This window comes from Leclercia adecarboxylata (assembly GCF_023639785.1).
GTDB lineage: Bacteria > Pseudomonadota > Gammaproteobacteria > Enterobacterales > Enterobacteriaceae > Enterobacter > Enterobacter adecarboxylatus_D.
In genome coordinates this window covers 2682289-2696200 of record NZ_CP098325.1, presented here as the reverse complement: position 1 = coordinate 2696200, position 13912 = coordinate 2682289, and the positions used below count along the sequence as shown (strand labels likewise).

Annotated in this window: 18 protein-coding genes and 1 pseudogene; 7 read left to right on the top strand and 12 right to left on the bottom strand. The window is 55.4% G+C overall.

The features are described 5' to 3' along the window. Window positions 1–3: 3 nt before the first annotated feature. The 3 genes from oppC to oppF are packed head-to-tail and all read left to right on the top strand — an operon-like array spanning window position 4 to window position 2938. Entirely contained in the window at window positions 4–912 is a 909-nt protein-coding gene (gene oppC / locus NB069_RS12855; RefSeq protein WP_039030680.1) for an oligopeptide ABC transporter permease OppC, read from the top strand. Between the two features lie 11 nt (window positions 913–923). Next, window positions 924–1937, top strand: a complete 1014-nt coding sequence (locus NB069_RS12850) for an ABC transporter ATP-binding protein (protein ID WP_250584099.1) — start codon at window positions 924–926, stop codon at window positions 1935–1937. After that, entirely contained in the window at window positions 1934–2938 is a 1005-nt protein-coding gene (oppF, locus tag NB069_RS12845; protein WP_250584096.1) for a murein tripeptide/oligopeptide ABC transporter ATP-binding protein OppF, read from the top strand. Before NB069_RS12850 ends, oppF begins: the two co-directional genes overlap by 4 nt. Before the next feature lie 43 nt (window positions 2939–2981). On the opposite strand, the gene NB069_RS12840 is transcribed toward oppF, so the two are convergent. Together NB069_RS12840 and cls are read right to left on the bottom strand one after the other, a co-directional pair. After that, on the bottom strand, window positions 2982–3311 hold the full coding sequence (locus NB069_RS12840) for an HI1450 family dsDNA-mimic protein (protein ID WP_032611249.1): 330 nt from the start codon (window positions 3309–3311) through the stop codon (window positions 2982–2984). A gap of 33 nt (window positions 3312–3344) precedes the next feature. Beyond that, entirely contained in the window at window positions 3345–4805 is a 1461-nt protein-coding gene (cls, locus tag NB069_RS12835) for a cardiolipin synthase (RefSeq protein WP_250584094.1), read from the bottom strand. Between the two features lie 142 nt (window positions 4806–4947). Between cls and NB069_RS12830 the strand changes: the two genes are divergently transcribed. Further along, complete coding sequence (locus NB069_RS12830; RefSeq protein ID WP_098946243.1) at window positions 4948–5121, top strand: YciY family protein; 174 nt, start codon at window positions 4948–4950, stop codon at window positions 5119–5121. Between the two features lie 70 nt (window positions 5122–5191). Continuing rightward, window positions 5192–5827, top strand: a complete 636-nt coding sequence (gene leuE / locus NB069_RS12825) for a leucine efflux protein LeuE (RefSeq protein WP_250584093.1) — start codon at window positions 5192–5194, stop codon at window positions 5825–5827. Between the two features lie 36 nt (window positions 5828–5863). Here leuE and NB069_RS12820 read toward each other — a convergent pair whose 3' ends face one another. Next, window positions 5864–6160 (bottom strand): YciI family protein, encoded by a 297-nt coding sequence (locus NB069_RS12820; protein WP_032611245.1) that lies wholly within the window; start codon window positions 6158–6160, stop codon window positions 5864–5866. Window positions 6161–6381: 221 nt separating this feature from the next. On the opposite strand from NB069_RS12820, the gene tonB reads away from it, so the two are divergent. Beyond that, window positions 6382–7119 carry a TonB system transport protein TonB gene (gene tonB, locus NB069_RS12815; protein ID WP_250589514.1) on the top strand — a complete coding sequence of 246 codons (738 nt, stop codon included), beginning with the start codon at window positions 6382–6384 and terminating at the stop codon, window positions 7117–7119. Between the two features lie 30 nt (window positions 7120–7149). Here the strand turns inward: tonB and yciA are convergent, their stop codons facing one another. From yciA to NB069_RS12795, 4 genes and pseudogenes are all read right to left on the bottom strand, one after another. Beyond that, window positions 7150–7545, bottom strand: coding sequence for an acyl-CoA thioester hydrolase YciA (yciA, locus tag NB069_RS12810; protein WP_250584090.1), 396 nt, complete (start codon window positions 7543–7545; stop codon window positions 7150–7152). A 55-nt stretch (window positions 7546–7600) separates the two neighbouring features. Further along, entirely contained in the window at window positions 7601–8140 is a 540-nt protein-coding gene (locus NB069_RS12805; RefSeq protein ID WP_250584088.1) for a septation protein A, read from the bottom strand. Window positions 8141–8195: 55 nt separating this feature from the next. Beyond that, window positions 8196–8939 (bottom strand): YciC family protein, encoded by a 744-nt coding sequence (locus NB069_RS12800; protein ID WP_250584086.1) that lies wholly within the window; start codon window positions 8937–8939, stop codon window positions 8196–8198. A gap of 25 nt (window positions 8940–8964) precedes the next feature. Further along, window positions 8965–9057 (bottom strand): annotated as a pseudogene (locus NB069_RS12795) (YkgJ family cysteine cluster protein); the annotation flags it as partial. A 219-nt stretch (window positions 9058–9276) separates the two neighbouring features. Between NB069_RS12795 and ompW the strand changes: the two are divergent. Next, window positions 9277–9909 (top strand): outer membrane protein OmpW, encoded by a 633-nt coding sequence (gene ompW / locus NB069_RS12790; protein ID WP_250584084.1) that lies wholly within the window; start codon window positions 9277–9279, stop codon window positions 9907–9909. 27 nt (window positions 9910–9936) lie between these two features. Here ompW and NB069_RS12785 read toward each other — a convergent pair whose 3' ends face one another. From NB069_RS12785 to trpB, 5 genes are all read right to left on the bottom strand, one after another. After that, on the bottom strand, window positions 9937–10209 hold the full coding sequence (locus NB069_RS12785) for a DUF883 family protein (protein WP_250584082.1): 273 nt from the start codon (window positions 10207–10209) through the stop codon (window positions 9937–9939). 101 nt (window positions 10210–10310) lie between these two features. Continuing rightward, a complete protein-coding gene (yedF, locus tag NB069_RS12780) occupies window positions 10311–10544 on the bottom strand; it encodes a sulfurtransferase-like selenium metabolism protein YedF (RefSeq protein ID WP_250584080.1) in 234 nt (77 codons plus the stop codon). Beyond that, entirely contained in the window at window positions 10541–11752 is a 1212-nt protein-coding gene (gene yedE, locus NB069_RS12775; RefSeq protein ID WP_250584078.1) for a selenium metabolism membrane protein YedE/FdhT, read from the bottom strand. The genes yedF and yedE overlap by 4 nt, the downstream gene beginning before the upstream one ends. Window positions 11753–11908: 156 nt before the next feature. Continuing rightward, window positions 11909–12718 carry a tryptophan synthase subunit alpha gene (trpA, locus tag NB069_RS12770; protein WP_250584075.1) on the bottom strand — a complete coding sequence of 270 codons (810 nt, stop codon included), beginning with the start codon at window positions 12716–12718 and terminating at the stop codon, window positions 11909–11911. Then, window positions 12718–13911 (bottom strand): tryptophan synthase subunit beta, encoded by a 1194-nt coding sequence (trpB, locus tag NB069_RS12765; RefSeq protein ID WP_250584074.1) that lies wholly within the window; start codon window positions 13909–13911, stop codon window positions 12718–12720. The genes trpA and trpB overlap by 1 nt, the downstream gene beginning before the upstream one ends. Between the last annotated feature and the right edge of the window lies 1 nt (window position 13912).

Below are 13912 nucleotides of genomic sequence, written 5' to 3'. Positions count from 1 at the left end.
GCCATGATGTTAAGTAAGAAAAACAGCGAGGCGCTGGAAAACTTCAGTGAGAAACTGGAAGTGGAGGGGCGTAGTCTCTGGCAGGATGCCCGCCGTCGCTTTATGCACAACCGAGCTGCGGTTGCCAGTCTCATTGTGCTGGTCATTATCGCCCTGTTTGTGACGCTGGCGCCGATGCTGTCGCAGTTTACCTACTTCGATACCGACTGGGGCATGATGTCCAGCGCGCCGGATACCGAATCGGGTCACTACTTCGGCACCGACTCCTCCGGACGCGACCTGCTGGTACGTGTGGCCATTGGGGGACGTATTTCGTTGATGGTTGGGATCGCAGCGGCCTTCGTTGCGGTAATTCTGGGGACCTTATACGGATCGCTGTCCGGCTATCTCGGCGGCAAAGTCGATTCGGTGATGATGCGTATTCTGGAGATCCTGAACTCCTTCCCGTTTATGTTCTTTGTCATCCTGCTGGTGACCTTCTTCGGTCAGAACATCCTGCTGATCTTCGTGGCTATCGGCATGGTTTCCTGGCTCGATATGGCGCGTATCGTGCGCGGCCAGACCCTCAGCCTGAAGCGCAAAGAGTTTATCGAAGCGGCGCAGGTCGGTGGGGTGTCTACCGGCAATATCGTTGTTCGCCACATCGTGCCGAACGTATTGGGTGTGGTGGTGGTGTATGCCTCCCTGCTGGTGCCGAGCATGATCCTGTTTGAATCTTTCCTGAGCTTCCTCGGCCTGGGTACCCAGGAGCCGCTGAGCAGCTGGGGCGCACTGTTAAGTGATGGCGCCAACTCTATGGAAGTTTCACCCTGGCTGCTGCTGTTCCCGGCGGGATTCCTGGTGGTAACACTGTTTTGTTTCAACTTTATCGGCGATGGCCTGCGTGATGCCCTCGATCCGAAAGACCGTTAAGGAGTGCCGCCATGACTATTATTGAAACGGCATCTGCCCCACAAGCGCATCAGCAGAGTAACCTTCTGCTGGATGTGAAAGATCTGCGCGTCACCTTCAAAACGCCTGATGGCGACGTGACCGCAGTCAACGATCTTAACTTCAGCCTGCGGGCTGGCGAAACCCTGGGTATCGTGGGTGAATCCGGCTCCGGTAAATCCCAGACGGCGTTCGCGCTGATGGGCCTGCTGGCGCAAAACGGTGTTATCGGCGGGTCTGCGCTCTTTAACGGCAAACAGATCCTCAACCTGCCGGAAAATGAGCTGAATAAGCTGCGTGCCGAGCAAATCTCGATGATTTTCCAGGATCCCATGACCTCCCTGAACCCGTACATGCGTGTGGGCGAGCAGCTGATGGAAGTCCTGATGCTGCATAAAGGGTTGGGCAAAGCCGAAGCGTTTGAAGAGTCGGTGAAGATGCTGGATGCGGTAAAAATGCCGGAAGCGCGTAAGCGTATGCGCATGTTCCCGCATGAGTTTTCCGGCGGCATGCGCCAGCGCGTCATGATCGCGATGGCGCTGCTGTGTCGGCCAAAACTGCTGATTGCCGATGAGCCGACCACTGCCCTGGACGTGACCGTGCAGGCGCAGATCATGACCCTGCTGAACGAGCTGAAGCGTGAGTTTAATACCGCCATCATCATGATCACTCACGATCTCGGCGTTGTAGCCGGGATCTGCGACAAGGTACTGGTGATGTATGCCGGTCGTACTATGGAATACGGTAAAGCGCGCGATGTGTTCTACCATCCGGCGCATCCTTATTCTATCGGCCTGCTGAATGCGGTACCGCGTCTCGATGCGGAAGGCGAGTCGCTGCTGACTATCCCTGGAAACCCGCCAAACCTGCTGCGTCTGCCGAAGGGCTGTCCGTTCCAGCCGCGCTGTCCGCACGCGATGGAGATCTGTAACAGCGCTCCGCCGCTGGAAGAGTTTGCCCCAGGCCGTCTGCGCGCCTGCTTTAAGCCGTACGAGGAGCTGGTATGAACGCGACCGACGAAAAAAGAAATGTTCTGCTCGAAATCGCCGATCTGAAGGTGCATTTCGACATCAAGGATGGCAAGCAGTGGTTCTGGCAACCGGCCAAAACCCTGAAAGCGGTGGACGGCGTAACCCTGCGTCTGTACGAAGGGGAAACCCTCGGCGTGGTGGGGGAGTCAGGCTGTGGTAAATCCACTTTCGCCCGTGCCATTATCGGCCTGGTTAAAGCCACCGACGGCAAGGTGGCCTGGCTGGGTAAAGATCTGCTGGGGATGAAACAGGAAGAGTGGCGCGACGTGCGTAGCGACATCCAGATGATTTTCCAGGATCCCCTGGCGTCACTGAACCCGCGTATGACCATCGGGGAGATTATCGCCGAGCCGCTGCGGACCTATCATCCGAAGATGCCGCGTACGGAAGTGCGTGACCGTGTTAAGGCGATGATGATGAAAGTTGGCCTGCTGCCAAACCTCATCAACCGCTACCCGCACGAGTTCTCTGGCGGGCAGTGCCAGCGTATCGGTATTGCCCGCGCGCTGATCCTCGAGCCGAAACTGATTATCTGTGACGAACCGGTCTCCGCCCTGGACGTGTCCATCCAGGCGCAGGTGGTTAACCTGCTGCAAAAGCTGCAGCGTGAGATGGGCCTGTCGCTGATCTTCATCGCTCACGACCTGGCGGTGGTCAAACACATCTCCGATCGCGTCCTGGTGATGTATCTTGGCCATGCGGTTGAGTTGGGCACCTATGATGAGGTGTATCACAACCCGTTACACCCTTACACCAAAGCGCTGATGTCTGCGGTGCCGGTGCCGGATCCTGACCTTGAGCAGAATAAAACGATTCAGCTTCTGGAAGGGGAGCTGCCGTCGCCGATCAATCCGCCGTCAGGCTGCGTATTCCGTACCCGCTGCCCGATTGCCGGGCCGGAGTGCGCCAAAACGCGTCCGGTGCTGGAAGGCAGCTTCCGCCATGCGGTCTCCTGCCTGAAGGTCGATCCGCTCTGAGCAGATGACAGGTAATAAAAAAGGCTGCATTCGCAGCCTTTTTTTATTCACGCCAGAGTATGTGGCACAGCTTGTGGTCTTTCTCGCGACACAGCAGTACGCGGGCAAAAATATCGTTGATCTCACCGCCGTCGGTGTCCGCCAGGCCAATCACCACCTCGGCGAAGAAGTCCGGGTTCAGGTCGTAATCGACATGTTCAGCCCAGTCTTCAGACGGGTCGAACAGCTCGGCGCCGCCACGCTCTTCAAACTGCAGATTGAAGAGAATGACATCAGCCGGATCGAGATTATCGACGGCCAGTTCCAGAAAGATATCGTAGGCCTGCTCGAGCGTTTCGTCTTCGGTCAGGCGATTGTTCAGATCCATTTCCATGATGACTACCTGTTTAACATCGTTTGGCACGTTTTACAGCAACGGACTAAAGAAGTAAAACAGTCGTTCGGTAATTCGCTGCCACAGCGGTCTTTTCATCCACAGCCGGGCGTCCAGCAGGCGCGAGCGTGAGATATAGTCGTCCTGTACCGCGGCCAAATCGCCGCCAAAACCCGCATCGTCGATCACGAGTGTGATCTCAAAGTTGAGCCACAGGCTGCGCATATCCAGGTTCACCGTCCCCACCAGGCTGAGCTCACCATCCACCAGCACGCTCTTGGTGTGCAACAGCCCACCTTCGAACTGGTAAATCTTCACCCCCGCCGCCAGCAGTTCGCTGAAAAACGCCCGGCTGGCCCAGCCGACCAGCACGGAATCATTCTTGCGCGGCAGGATGATACTCACATCGACGCCACGCTGGGCAGCGGTGCAGATAGCGTGCAGCAGATCGTCACTCGGCACGAAATAAGGGGTGGTCATGATCAGGTATTCACGGGCGGAATAGGCTGCAGTCAACAGCGCCTGATGGATCAGATCTTCCGGGAAGCCCGGGCCAGACGCAATGGTGTGGATAGTATGCCCGCTGGCCTGCTCAAACGGCATGATGTTAGCATCCGGCGGTGGCGGCAGAATACGTTTGCCGGTTTCGATTTCCCAGTCGCAGGAGTAGACAATCCCCATCGCGGTGGCAACCGGGCCCTCCATGCGCGCCATCAGATCGATCCACTGGCCCACTCCGGCATCCTGTTTAAAGAAGCGCGGATCGACCATATTCATGCTGCCGGTATAGGCTATGTAGTTGTCAATCAGCACCATTTTGCGGTGCTGACGCAGGTCCATCCTGCGCAGAAACACACGCATCAGATTGACCTTTAAGGCTTCGACCACTTCCACACCCGCATTGCGCATCATCGATGCCCAGTTGCTACGGAAAAAGGTCACGCTCCCGGCAGAGTCAAGCATGAGGCGGCAATGAATACCGCGCCGGGCGGCAGCCATCAAAGATTCGGCTACCTGATCGGCCATGCCGCCCGGTTGCCAGATATAGAACACCATCTCGATGTTATGGCGTGCCAGCTGGATATCGCGGATCAGCGCGTTCATCACGTCATCAGAGGTGGTCATTAATTGCAGCTGATTGCCTTTCACCCCGGCGATGCCCTGGCGCCGTTCGCAGAGCTTAAATAAAGACGCGGCGACGTCACTGTTCTCTTCGGCAAAGATATGTTTGCAGGATTTGAGGTCGTTCAGCCATTTCGCGGTCGAAGGCCACATCGCCCGGGCGCGTTCGGCCCGACGTTTGCCGAGGTGAAGCTCGCCGAAGGATAAATACGCAATAATGCCGACCAGCGGCAGGATAAAAATAATCAACAGCCATGCCATGGCAGAGGGAACGGCTCTGCGTTTCATCAGGATGCGTAACGTCACCCCTGCGATTAACAGCCAGTATCCCAGAATGAGCAGCCAACTCACCACGGTGTAGAAGGTTGTCATAATAAAAAATCCTTTTGAAAGCGTATTGTTATGAGTTTACGCGTCAGGATTTTTCTGGCAAATAAAAACGCCAGATAAAAGCGCTGGTCTGCCGCAGGCAACGGACTATAATGGTCGCTCTGTTTTGTGAAGAGTTGTAAACATGAAGCGCAGTAGAACAGAAGTAGGGCGCTGGCGCATGTTGCGACAGACAGGTCGTCGCAAAGCGCGTTGGCTGGAAGCACAATCCCGCCGTAATATGCGTATCCACGCCATCAGAAAATGCAGTATGAACCGTCATCGCAATGCGTTGCTGTTCGCCGTTCAGGATTACTGAATGATTCAAGGGCACCCTCAGAGGTGCCCGATGTTTTTTTATTATTCGCTATTTCAAAAAGGAGGATGAAGTGTTTGCGGATTTGGGTGTACTCAATTTCTGGACCTATGTTGTCGGGGCTATTTTCATCGTGCTGGTGCCCGGGCCCAATACCTTATTCGTTTTAAAAACCGGTATCGGTCACGGCGTGAAGAAGGGCTATCTGGCCGCGAGCGGCGTATTTATCGGGGACGCGGTGCTGATGTTTCTGGCCTGGGCAGGAGTCGCAGCACTGATCCAGACCACCCCTATGCTTTTTAATATCGTTCGCTATCTTGGGGCATTTTATCTGTTATGGCTGGGGGGCAAGATGCTCTGGTCAGTGATGAGGCATAAACAGCCGGGTGAAGCTGGCGGTCTTGAGCCGGCCAAAACTATCATGAAGCGCTCGCTGGTGCTGAGTATGACCAACCCGAAGGCGATCCTGTTTTATGTCTCGTTCTTTGTGCAGTTTATTGATGTTCAGGCTAAACACACCGGCGTGGCGTTTATGATCCTCGCGGTCACGCTGGAAATCATCAGTTTTGTCTACATGAGCTTCCTGATCTTCTCCGGGGCGTTTGTTACGCGCTACCTGAAAACCAAAAAGAAACTGGCGAAGCTGGGGAACGGGTTGATTGGTTTACTCTTCGTGGGTTTTGCGGCGCGACTGGCCTCGCTGAACTGACAGGAAAAGGCTCCTTTTACGGAGCCTTTTTTTATCCTAGAAAACTTTTTTAAACGGCTTCACCACGACGTTATCATAGACGCCTGCCGCCACATAGGGGTCGTCCTGCGCCCAGGCCTGCGCCGCTTCGAGAGATTCAAACTCGGCAATCACCGTCGAGCCGGTAAATCCTGCCGCACCCGGATCGTTGCTGTCTACGGCAGGCATTGGGCCTGCGGTCAGTAATCTGCCTTCGTCATGCAGCAGTTGTAAGCGCGCCAGATGGGCAGGGCGCACGGAGAGGCGTTTTTCCAGAGAATCAGCAACATCTGCAGCAAAAATCACGTAAAGCACAGCGGAGCTCCTTAACCGATAAAAGTGTGAATTACGTTAAGTGAAAGTGCAGGGGACTGCAATGCAAAGATATCGGTATTGTTAAAACCCTTTTGAAAACGTGCCTTTTTTCGTCAGCTGAACGGTTAATTCGGTCGAAGTTTAACTGGCTTATTGAATATGATTGCTATTTGCATTTAAAATCGAGACCTGGCTTTTTAACTGAAACGATTATGACTTCAATGACCCTTGATTTACCTCGCCGCTTTCCCTGGCCGACGCTGTTGTCCGTCGGAATTCACGGAGCCGTCGTGGCGGGTCTGCTTTACACATCGGTACATCAGGTTATTGAAATGCCAGCGCCCGCGCAGCCGATTTCTGTGACCATGGTAACGCCTGCGGAGCTGGAGCCCGTGCAGGTCGCGCCACCACCGGAACCTGTTGCAGAGCCCGAACCCGAGCCGGAACCGGAACCTGAAATCGTTCCTGAACCGCCAAAAGAAGCGCCTGTGGTGATCCATAAGCCGGAGCCCAAGCCAAAACCGAAGCCGAAGCCGAAACCAAAACCCGTGAAGAAAGTGGAAGAGCGTCCGAAGCGCCAAGAGCGCCCGGTTGAGCCCCGCACCACCCAGCCGGTTGAGCGCACGGCCCCGGCTCGTCCGGTCATGAACTCCACGCCGGCCACCGCGAAGCCGGTTGCTGCGGCTCCGGCAGGTCCACGTGCGTTGAGCCGTAACCAGCCGCAATACCCGGCACGTGCGCAGGCATTACGCATTGAAGGACGTGTTCGGGTGAAATTTGACGTCACCGCCGATGGACGAGTGGATAATGTCCAGATTCTGTCCGCACAGCCGTCGAATATGTTTGAGCGGGAAGTGAAAACCGCCATGCGTAAATGGCGTTATGAAGCCGGTAAGCCGGGCAGCGGGCTGATCGTGAATATTGTATTCCGCCTCAACGGCGGGGCACAGATGGAATAATAAAAAAGCCTCCCGATTGGGAGGCTTTTTTTATACCTGAGGTAACGGGCGAGGTTTACCTTCGCTATCCACCGCCACATAAATAAACAGCGCTTCGGTGGCTTTATACCGCTGGCCGATAGGTTCTGAAGAGACTTTCTTCACCCACACCTCGATATTGATTGATACCGACGTATTTCCACGCTTCACGCAACGCGCGTAACAGCAGACCACATCTCCTACGGCAACAGGACGTAAAAAGGTCATCCCGTCGACCCGGACCGTCACCACGCGGCCGTGCGCAATCTCTTTAGCGAGAATGGCCCCGCCCATATCCATCTGCGACATCAGCCAGCCGCCAAAAATATCGCCGTTCGCATTGGTGTCGGCGGGCATTGCAAGTGTGCGTAAAACCAGTTCACCCTGAGGGGCGTCTTGTGTAGTCATTCTTTTCTCAGCTTATAACGACGTGGCCAGCGCGTGCGTTGCGCTGGCCAAAAAATCAGTTCTTATCGTCTTGCGGCATATGGCGGTAAATATAGATGCCGCTCAGCAGGGTGAAAATCAGTGTCAGTGCGGTCAGACCAAACACCTTGAAATTCACCCAAATATTCTGCGGCAGCCAGAAGGCGATGTAGATATTCGCCAGGCCGCAGAGAATAAAGAACACCGCCCAGGCGATATTCAGGCGCGACCAGACCGTTTGCGGCAGCGCCAGCTCTTTACCCAGCATGCGCTGAATAAGCGGCTTTTTCATGACCCACTGGCTGAACAGCAGCGCACCGGCAAACAGCACGTAGATGACGGTCACTTTCCATTTGATGAACTCATCGTTGTGGAAAAAGACGGTCAGCCCGCCAAAGAAGGCCACCAGCACAAAGGTGATCAGGGCCATTTTTTCAACCTTACGGTAGCGAACCCAGCTGTAAATCAGCACCACCGCGGTGGCGACGATCAGGGCAGTCGTTGCTGCGTAAATGTCATACAGCTTGTAGAAAGCAAAAAAGACGACAAGGGGTAAAAAATCAAGAAACTGCTTCATTCTTCGATTCCATCATCAGCGACGGCCTGCGCGTGATGCCAGGCCATCAGAAAAATTACTGGCGAATTAACGTATACAGGCGGAACAAATAGACGAGCAAGACTGCGGAGATCAGGTTGCTCAGGGTATTCGCCACTACAGCACCAACGTTAGGCGTCAGAACGGCAAGATTGGGTGCAAACAGCAGCAGCAGGGTTTTAGCCAGCAACCAGCTCATTACCGCCGGGGCAACCAGACGCATATTAGACCATGCCAGGCGCATGCTGCTACGCATGGCGACAAAAATGCCCATGCGGTCCTGCACCACCATCACGGGCGCGAAGGCGAGCACAATGGCCAGCAGCACGCCCGGCACCACGACCAGCATAATCCCTAATTGCACCAGCATGGTGGTTAAAAAGATCAGGATAAACAGCTTTGGCAGCAGCGGCGCACTGGCTCCAATGGCCCGCAGTGCGCTGACGCGCTGCCCGGCCGACACCAGCTGGATCATCAGCAGCACGCCGCCGGCCAGAATGGCGTTACCAATCAAGCCTGAAAAGGTGGTGGCCGCCGATGCCCGCAACAGGATCTGCTGCTGCTCCGGCGTCATGTTCTGCACCATCTCAAACAGCCCGACGCTGCTGGCGATCTGATCGCCTTCGCTCAGGCTGGCAATCTGCTCCTCACTCGGCGAAAAGGCATGACCAAGTACCACCGTGATAAATGCGCACAACAAGGCGATCAGTAAAAAGGTAACGAACTGATTGCGGAAAAAATTCCCCGTGTCACGGTAGACAGACTTCGCCGTGATAGACATGCACTCTCCTTGAGTATTGCAGGTGTTAATTAGCGGGCAATTGTACCCTGGATAACCGCACGGTGGCAGTATCAAGCCTTGTATGGAAAAGCATATCTTTGTAAAGCGCCCGTAATCCCTGCTTCCATTTTGCGCGAAGGTTACCCCGCTGGGCTCTGTTTGCCCGAAAAGACAAAATTGATCCAGACCCCTCCTGGCAATTTTTGCCAACGACTCAAAATATTAATTTAGATCAATGAATGTTAAATCTCTGAATTCGATGTGATCTTGGTTAGATCACTATTAATCATTTGTAGGTATATTCCCGTCGCCAGTAAACCATAACGAGGGAATGGATATGAAAAAAGCAGCACTCGCAGCATTGATCCTGAGCACAGTTTCCGGCGGTGCCGTTGCCCACGAAGCGGGCGAGTTTTTCTTCCGCCTGGGGACTGCCACGGTACGTCCTACGGAAGGCTCGGAGAATGTTCTGGGTTTAGGCGGTTTTAACGTTAATAACAATACCCAGGCCGGGATGACGTTCACCTGGATGGCGACCGACAACGTAGGCGTTGAACTGCTGGCGGCCACGCCGTTTCGCCATAAGGTAGGTACGGGGCCAACCGGGGATATCGCCACGGTTCACCATCTGCCGCCCACTCTGATGGCCCAGTGGTATTTCGGTGATGCCGGGAGCAAGGTGCGCCCCTATATCGGTGCCGGGGTCAACTACACCACCTTCTTTGATGAGAAGTTTAACGATACCGGTAAAGCGGCGGGCCTGTCTGATCTGAGTCTGAAGGATTCCTGGGGCATGGCGGGACAGGTGGGGCTGGACTATCTGATTAATCGCGACTGGTTAATCAACGCTTCGGTCTGGTACATGGACATTGATACCGATGTCCGTTTCAAAGCCGGTGGGGAACAGCAAAGTATCAGTACTCGTCTGGATCCATGGGTATTTATGTTTTCGGCGGGATACCGCTTCTGAAAAAAGAAGGCCCCGCAGGGCCTTTTTTTACTTACGACCTAACAGCAGGCCGAGAACAATACCCACCGCACCTGCGGCAATCAGGCCGGTAAGAGGATTATTTTTCACCGCGTCAGTAACATCTGTTACAACGTCACTTGCCTGTGCAGCATATTTGCGCCCGGCACCCTTCAACTGATGTTTTGGTGAATCAACGGCTTCGCCGAACTGCTGCTGCGCAGCGCCAGCGAATTCATCCAGCTTGTTCTTCGCCTTCTCACCAGCATATTGTGCATCATTATCAAGATTGTGGTCTGACATAACGTTCTCCTTTTGTAGTCAATGTAAAGCATAGACTCCGTGGAGAGATGCTGAAGAAAATGGGATTAATACTCAAAAGGTGGCCTGCCACCACCCTGATATTACTTCTGGATCAGATAGCGGATGGTCGGCCCATCCTGCTGAATATCCAGCACGGTATAGCCATGGTTTCTCGCATCCAGCGGGATATTATTGATGGATTGCGGACAGTCGCTTACCACCTCCAGGATCTCGCCCTTTTTCAGCTGCGGCATCGCTTCAAGGGTGGCGACCGCCGGGTAAGGGCAGGGTTCACCCAGCATATCAAGGCGATAGTCGGGTACGATCTCTTTCATGCGGCCTCCTCGCGGATCTCAGTTTTCATGGCAGCGCGACGGAAGAAGCGCTTCTCCTGCGCCAGCACCAGTAAAAAGGCGACCAGCAGCAAAATGTAGGTCACCAGCAGTCCACCCAGTGGACCAAATGTGTTGATAAGGTTCACTTTATCCCAGCTTGTCGCCAGCGCGGGCGATAAATCATCCCAGTAATACGCCAGCAGGGTGGAACCCATAACGTTACCCAGACCGACCCACCAGTAGTGCACCTGGCCTTCGACCGCGCGATACATCCAGCCGGTTTCACACCCACCTGCCAGCACAATCCCGAAGCCAAACAGCAGCCCGCCAATGACGGCATTCGGACCTGCCCACATGATCTTTGGCTCAACGCCCAGCTGGACATAGCTGAAGATCCCGATGGCGCTCACCGCCATCCCGGCGATAATCGCCTTCGCCATCATGGTACGGCCGGTGATCCACATGTCGCGAAACGCTGAGGTAAAGCAGATTTGCGCCCGTTCAATCAGCAGGCCAAAACCGACGCCAAAAAGCATCGCCAGCCCGAGCTTAGGCTGGTCGAGGGCGGTGCAGAGCGCCCAGGCAAGCATGCCGAAGAAGACCAGCATGCCGAGGCGAAAACGACGGCGCGCCTGATCCGGTTTCTGGGTTAACGGCGATGCGGCGCTCACCTTCTGCATTTTGATGGGGATACGGAACAGGGGCAGCAGGGTAAAACGGGCGCCAAAGTACGAGCCCACGGCGGTGGCCAGTGCAAAGAACCAGGCGTGCAGGGAGAACTGTGGGATCCCGGTGAAGAAGGCGGCCAGGTTGCAGCCCATCGCCAGACGGGCGCCAAACCCGGCGATGATGCCGCCGATAATTGCCTGGACGATACGGATCCGGCTGTGCGGCAGGCGCAATTTGACGTTGTTTGCCCACAGCGCCGCCGCAAAACAGCCGCCGAACATGCCGATGATCATCATGCCGTCGATGCGGGTAAGGGGAGTGCCTTCAAGGTGGATCAGTTTGTAGTAACCCCACTCTTCGGTGTGAACGCCTGCCAGCTGCAGCAGTTGTCCGCCCCAGCGGGTAAATTCGCCGGTGACCGCCCAGAACGTGCCGGTGATGCCGAAATAGTAGGTGGAGAGGATACCCGCAGCGATGACCGCAGGAACAGGTGACCAGAACTTAATTAAATAAGTCTGCTTAAAGTCGTGCCATGACATAGTTAAACCTCTGAACTCAGAAGGATTAAGGAGGAAGTTTTATAAGACGGGGGGATAATACGCGTGGATAGTATTTTGGAAAGTGTTAAATGCGTTAAAGCTCGAAGGGATCAATTTATGCGGGAGGCCGTCTGGCAAAACCAGACGGCGATTTTATTATTGCGGACGGGTGGCCGCTTTCATGGCACTGACGAAGGATTTAAGCTCGCTCAACATCTGCTCAGGCTTATCGACATTGTTCTCGATAATTTTGACGATGGCTGAACCGGAAATCGCGCCCGCAGCCCCGGCACCCAGCGCGGCAGAAACCTGCTCAGGCGCCGAAATACCAAAGCCCTGTAGCGGCGGCGCGGCGTTGTATTCCGTCAGCTTTTCAACAAGATGATGCAGCGGCAGGGCGGCTTTGTTTTCCGCGCCCGTCACGCCTGCCCGCGACAGCAGGTAGGTGTAGCCGCGACCGTGGGACGCGATCTGGCGCAGAAGATCGTCGTCGGCGTTAGGCGGACAGATAAAGATCGGCGCGACGTTATGACGCATCGCGGCCTGGCGGAACGGCGCAGACTCCTCAACCGGCACGTCGGCAACCAGCACCGAATCCACCCCCACGCGGGCGCATTCGGCGTAAAACTCGTCGATCCCACGGTTGAAGACCAGGTTAGCGTACATCAGCAGGCCAATCGGAATAGCCGGATATTTCTGACGAATGGTCGCCAGCATCTCGAAGCACTGGCCTGGTGTTACGCCTGCCGCAAAGGCGCGCAGGGTCGCACTCTGGATGGTCGGGCCGTCGGCCAGCGGATCGGAGAAGGGAATGCCCAGCTCCAGCGCGTCGGCACCTGCTTCAATCAGGGCGTCGATAATCTTTAACGACTGCTCTGGAGAGGGGTCGCCCAGCGTCACGAAGGGAACAAATGCGCCTTCCTTGCGGGCTTTAAGTTCAGCAAACACGTGATCGTAACGTTCCATCAGATTTCCCCTCGTGCTTTCAGAATATCGTGAACGGTGAAGATGTCTTTATCACCGCGACCGGAAAGGTTTACCACCAGCAACTGCTCTTTTTCCGGGTTGTCTTTGATCATTTTCAGGGCATGGGCCAGGGCGTGGGAGGACTCCAGCGCCGGGATGATCCCCTCCTTGCGGCACAGGGTTTTAAACGCTTCCAGGGCCTCGTCATCGGTAATAGAGACGTATTCGGCGCGACCGATACTGTTGAGATACGCGTGCTGCGGCCCTACTGACGGGAAGTCGAGCCCGGCAGAGATAGAGTACGACTCTTCGATCTGGCCTTCGTCGGTTTGCATCATCGGTGCTTTCATACCGAAGTAGATCCCCACGCGACCGTGCTTCAGCGGCGCACCGTGTTCGCCGGTTTCGATGCCGTGACCGGCAGGTTCAACGCCAATCAGCCCTACGTTAGTGTCGTCGATAAAGTCGGCAAACATGCCGATGGCGTTAGAGCCACCGCCGACGCAGGCGATCACCGCATCCGGCAGGCGCCCCTCTTTTTCGAGGATCTGCGCTTTGGTCTCTTCCCCGATCATGCGCTGGAATTCACGCACGATGGTCGGGAACGGGTGCGGGCCCGCAGCGGTGCCCAGCATATAGTGGGCGTTTTCATAGTTACCAGACCAGTCGCGCAGCGCTTCGTTGCAGGCATCTTTCAGGGTGGCCGAGCCGCTGTGTACCGGGATCACTTCCGCACCCATCAGACGCATACGGAAGACGTTCGGCGACTGACGCTCAACGTCTTTAGCGCCCATGTAGATACGGCATTTCAGGCCGAGCAGGGCGCTGGCCAAGGCCGACGCCACGCCATGCTGCCCGGCACCGGTTTCGGCGATGATTTCGGTTTTACCCATCCGTTTTGCCAGCAATGCCTGGCCTAATACCTGGTTGGTTTTATGCGCGCCGCCATGAAGCAGATCTTCACGCTTCAAATACAGCGTGGTGTTGGTGCCCGCCGTCAGGTTACGGCATTTAGTCAGGGCCGTCGGACGACCGGCGTAGTTTTTCAGCAGGTCAGTAAACTCAGCCTGGAAGAGTGGATCTTTCTGAGCACTCACAAACGCCTCTTCCAGCTGGCGCAGGGCGGGCATCAGGATCTGCGGCACATACATGCCGCCGAACTCACCAAAATAGGGATTTAATAATGTGGTCATC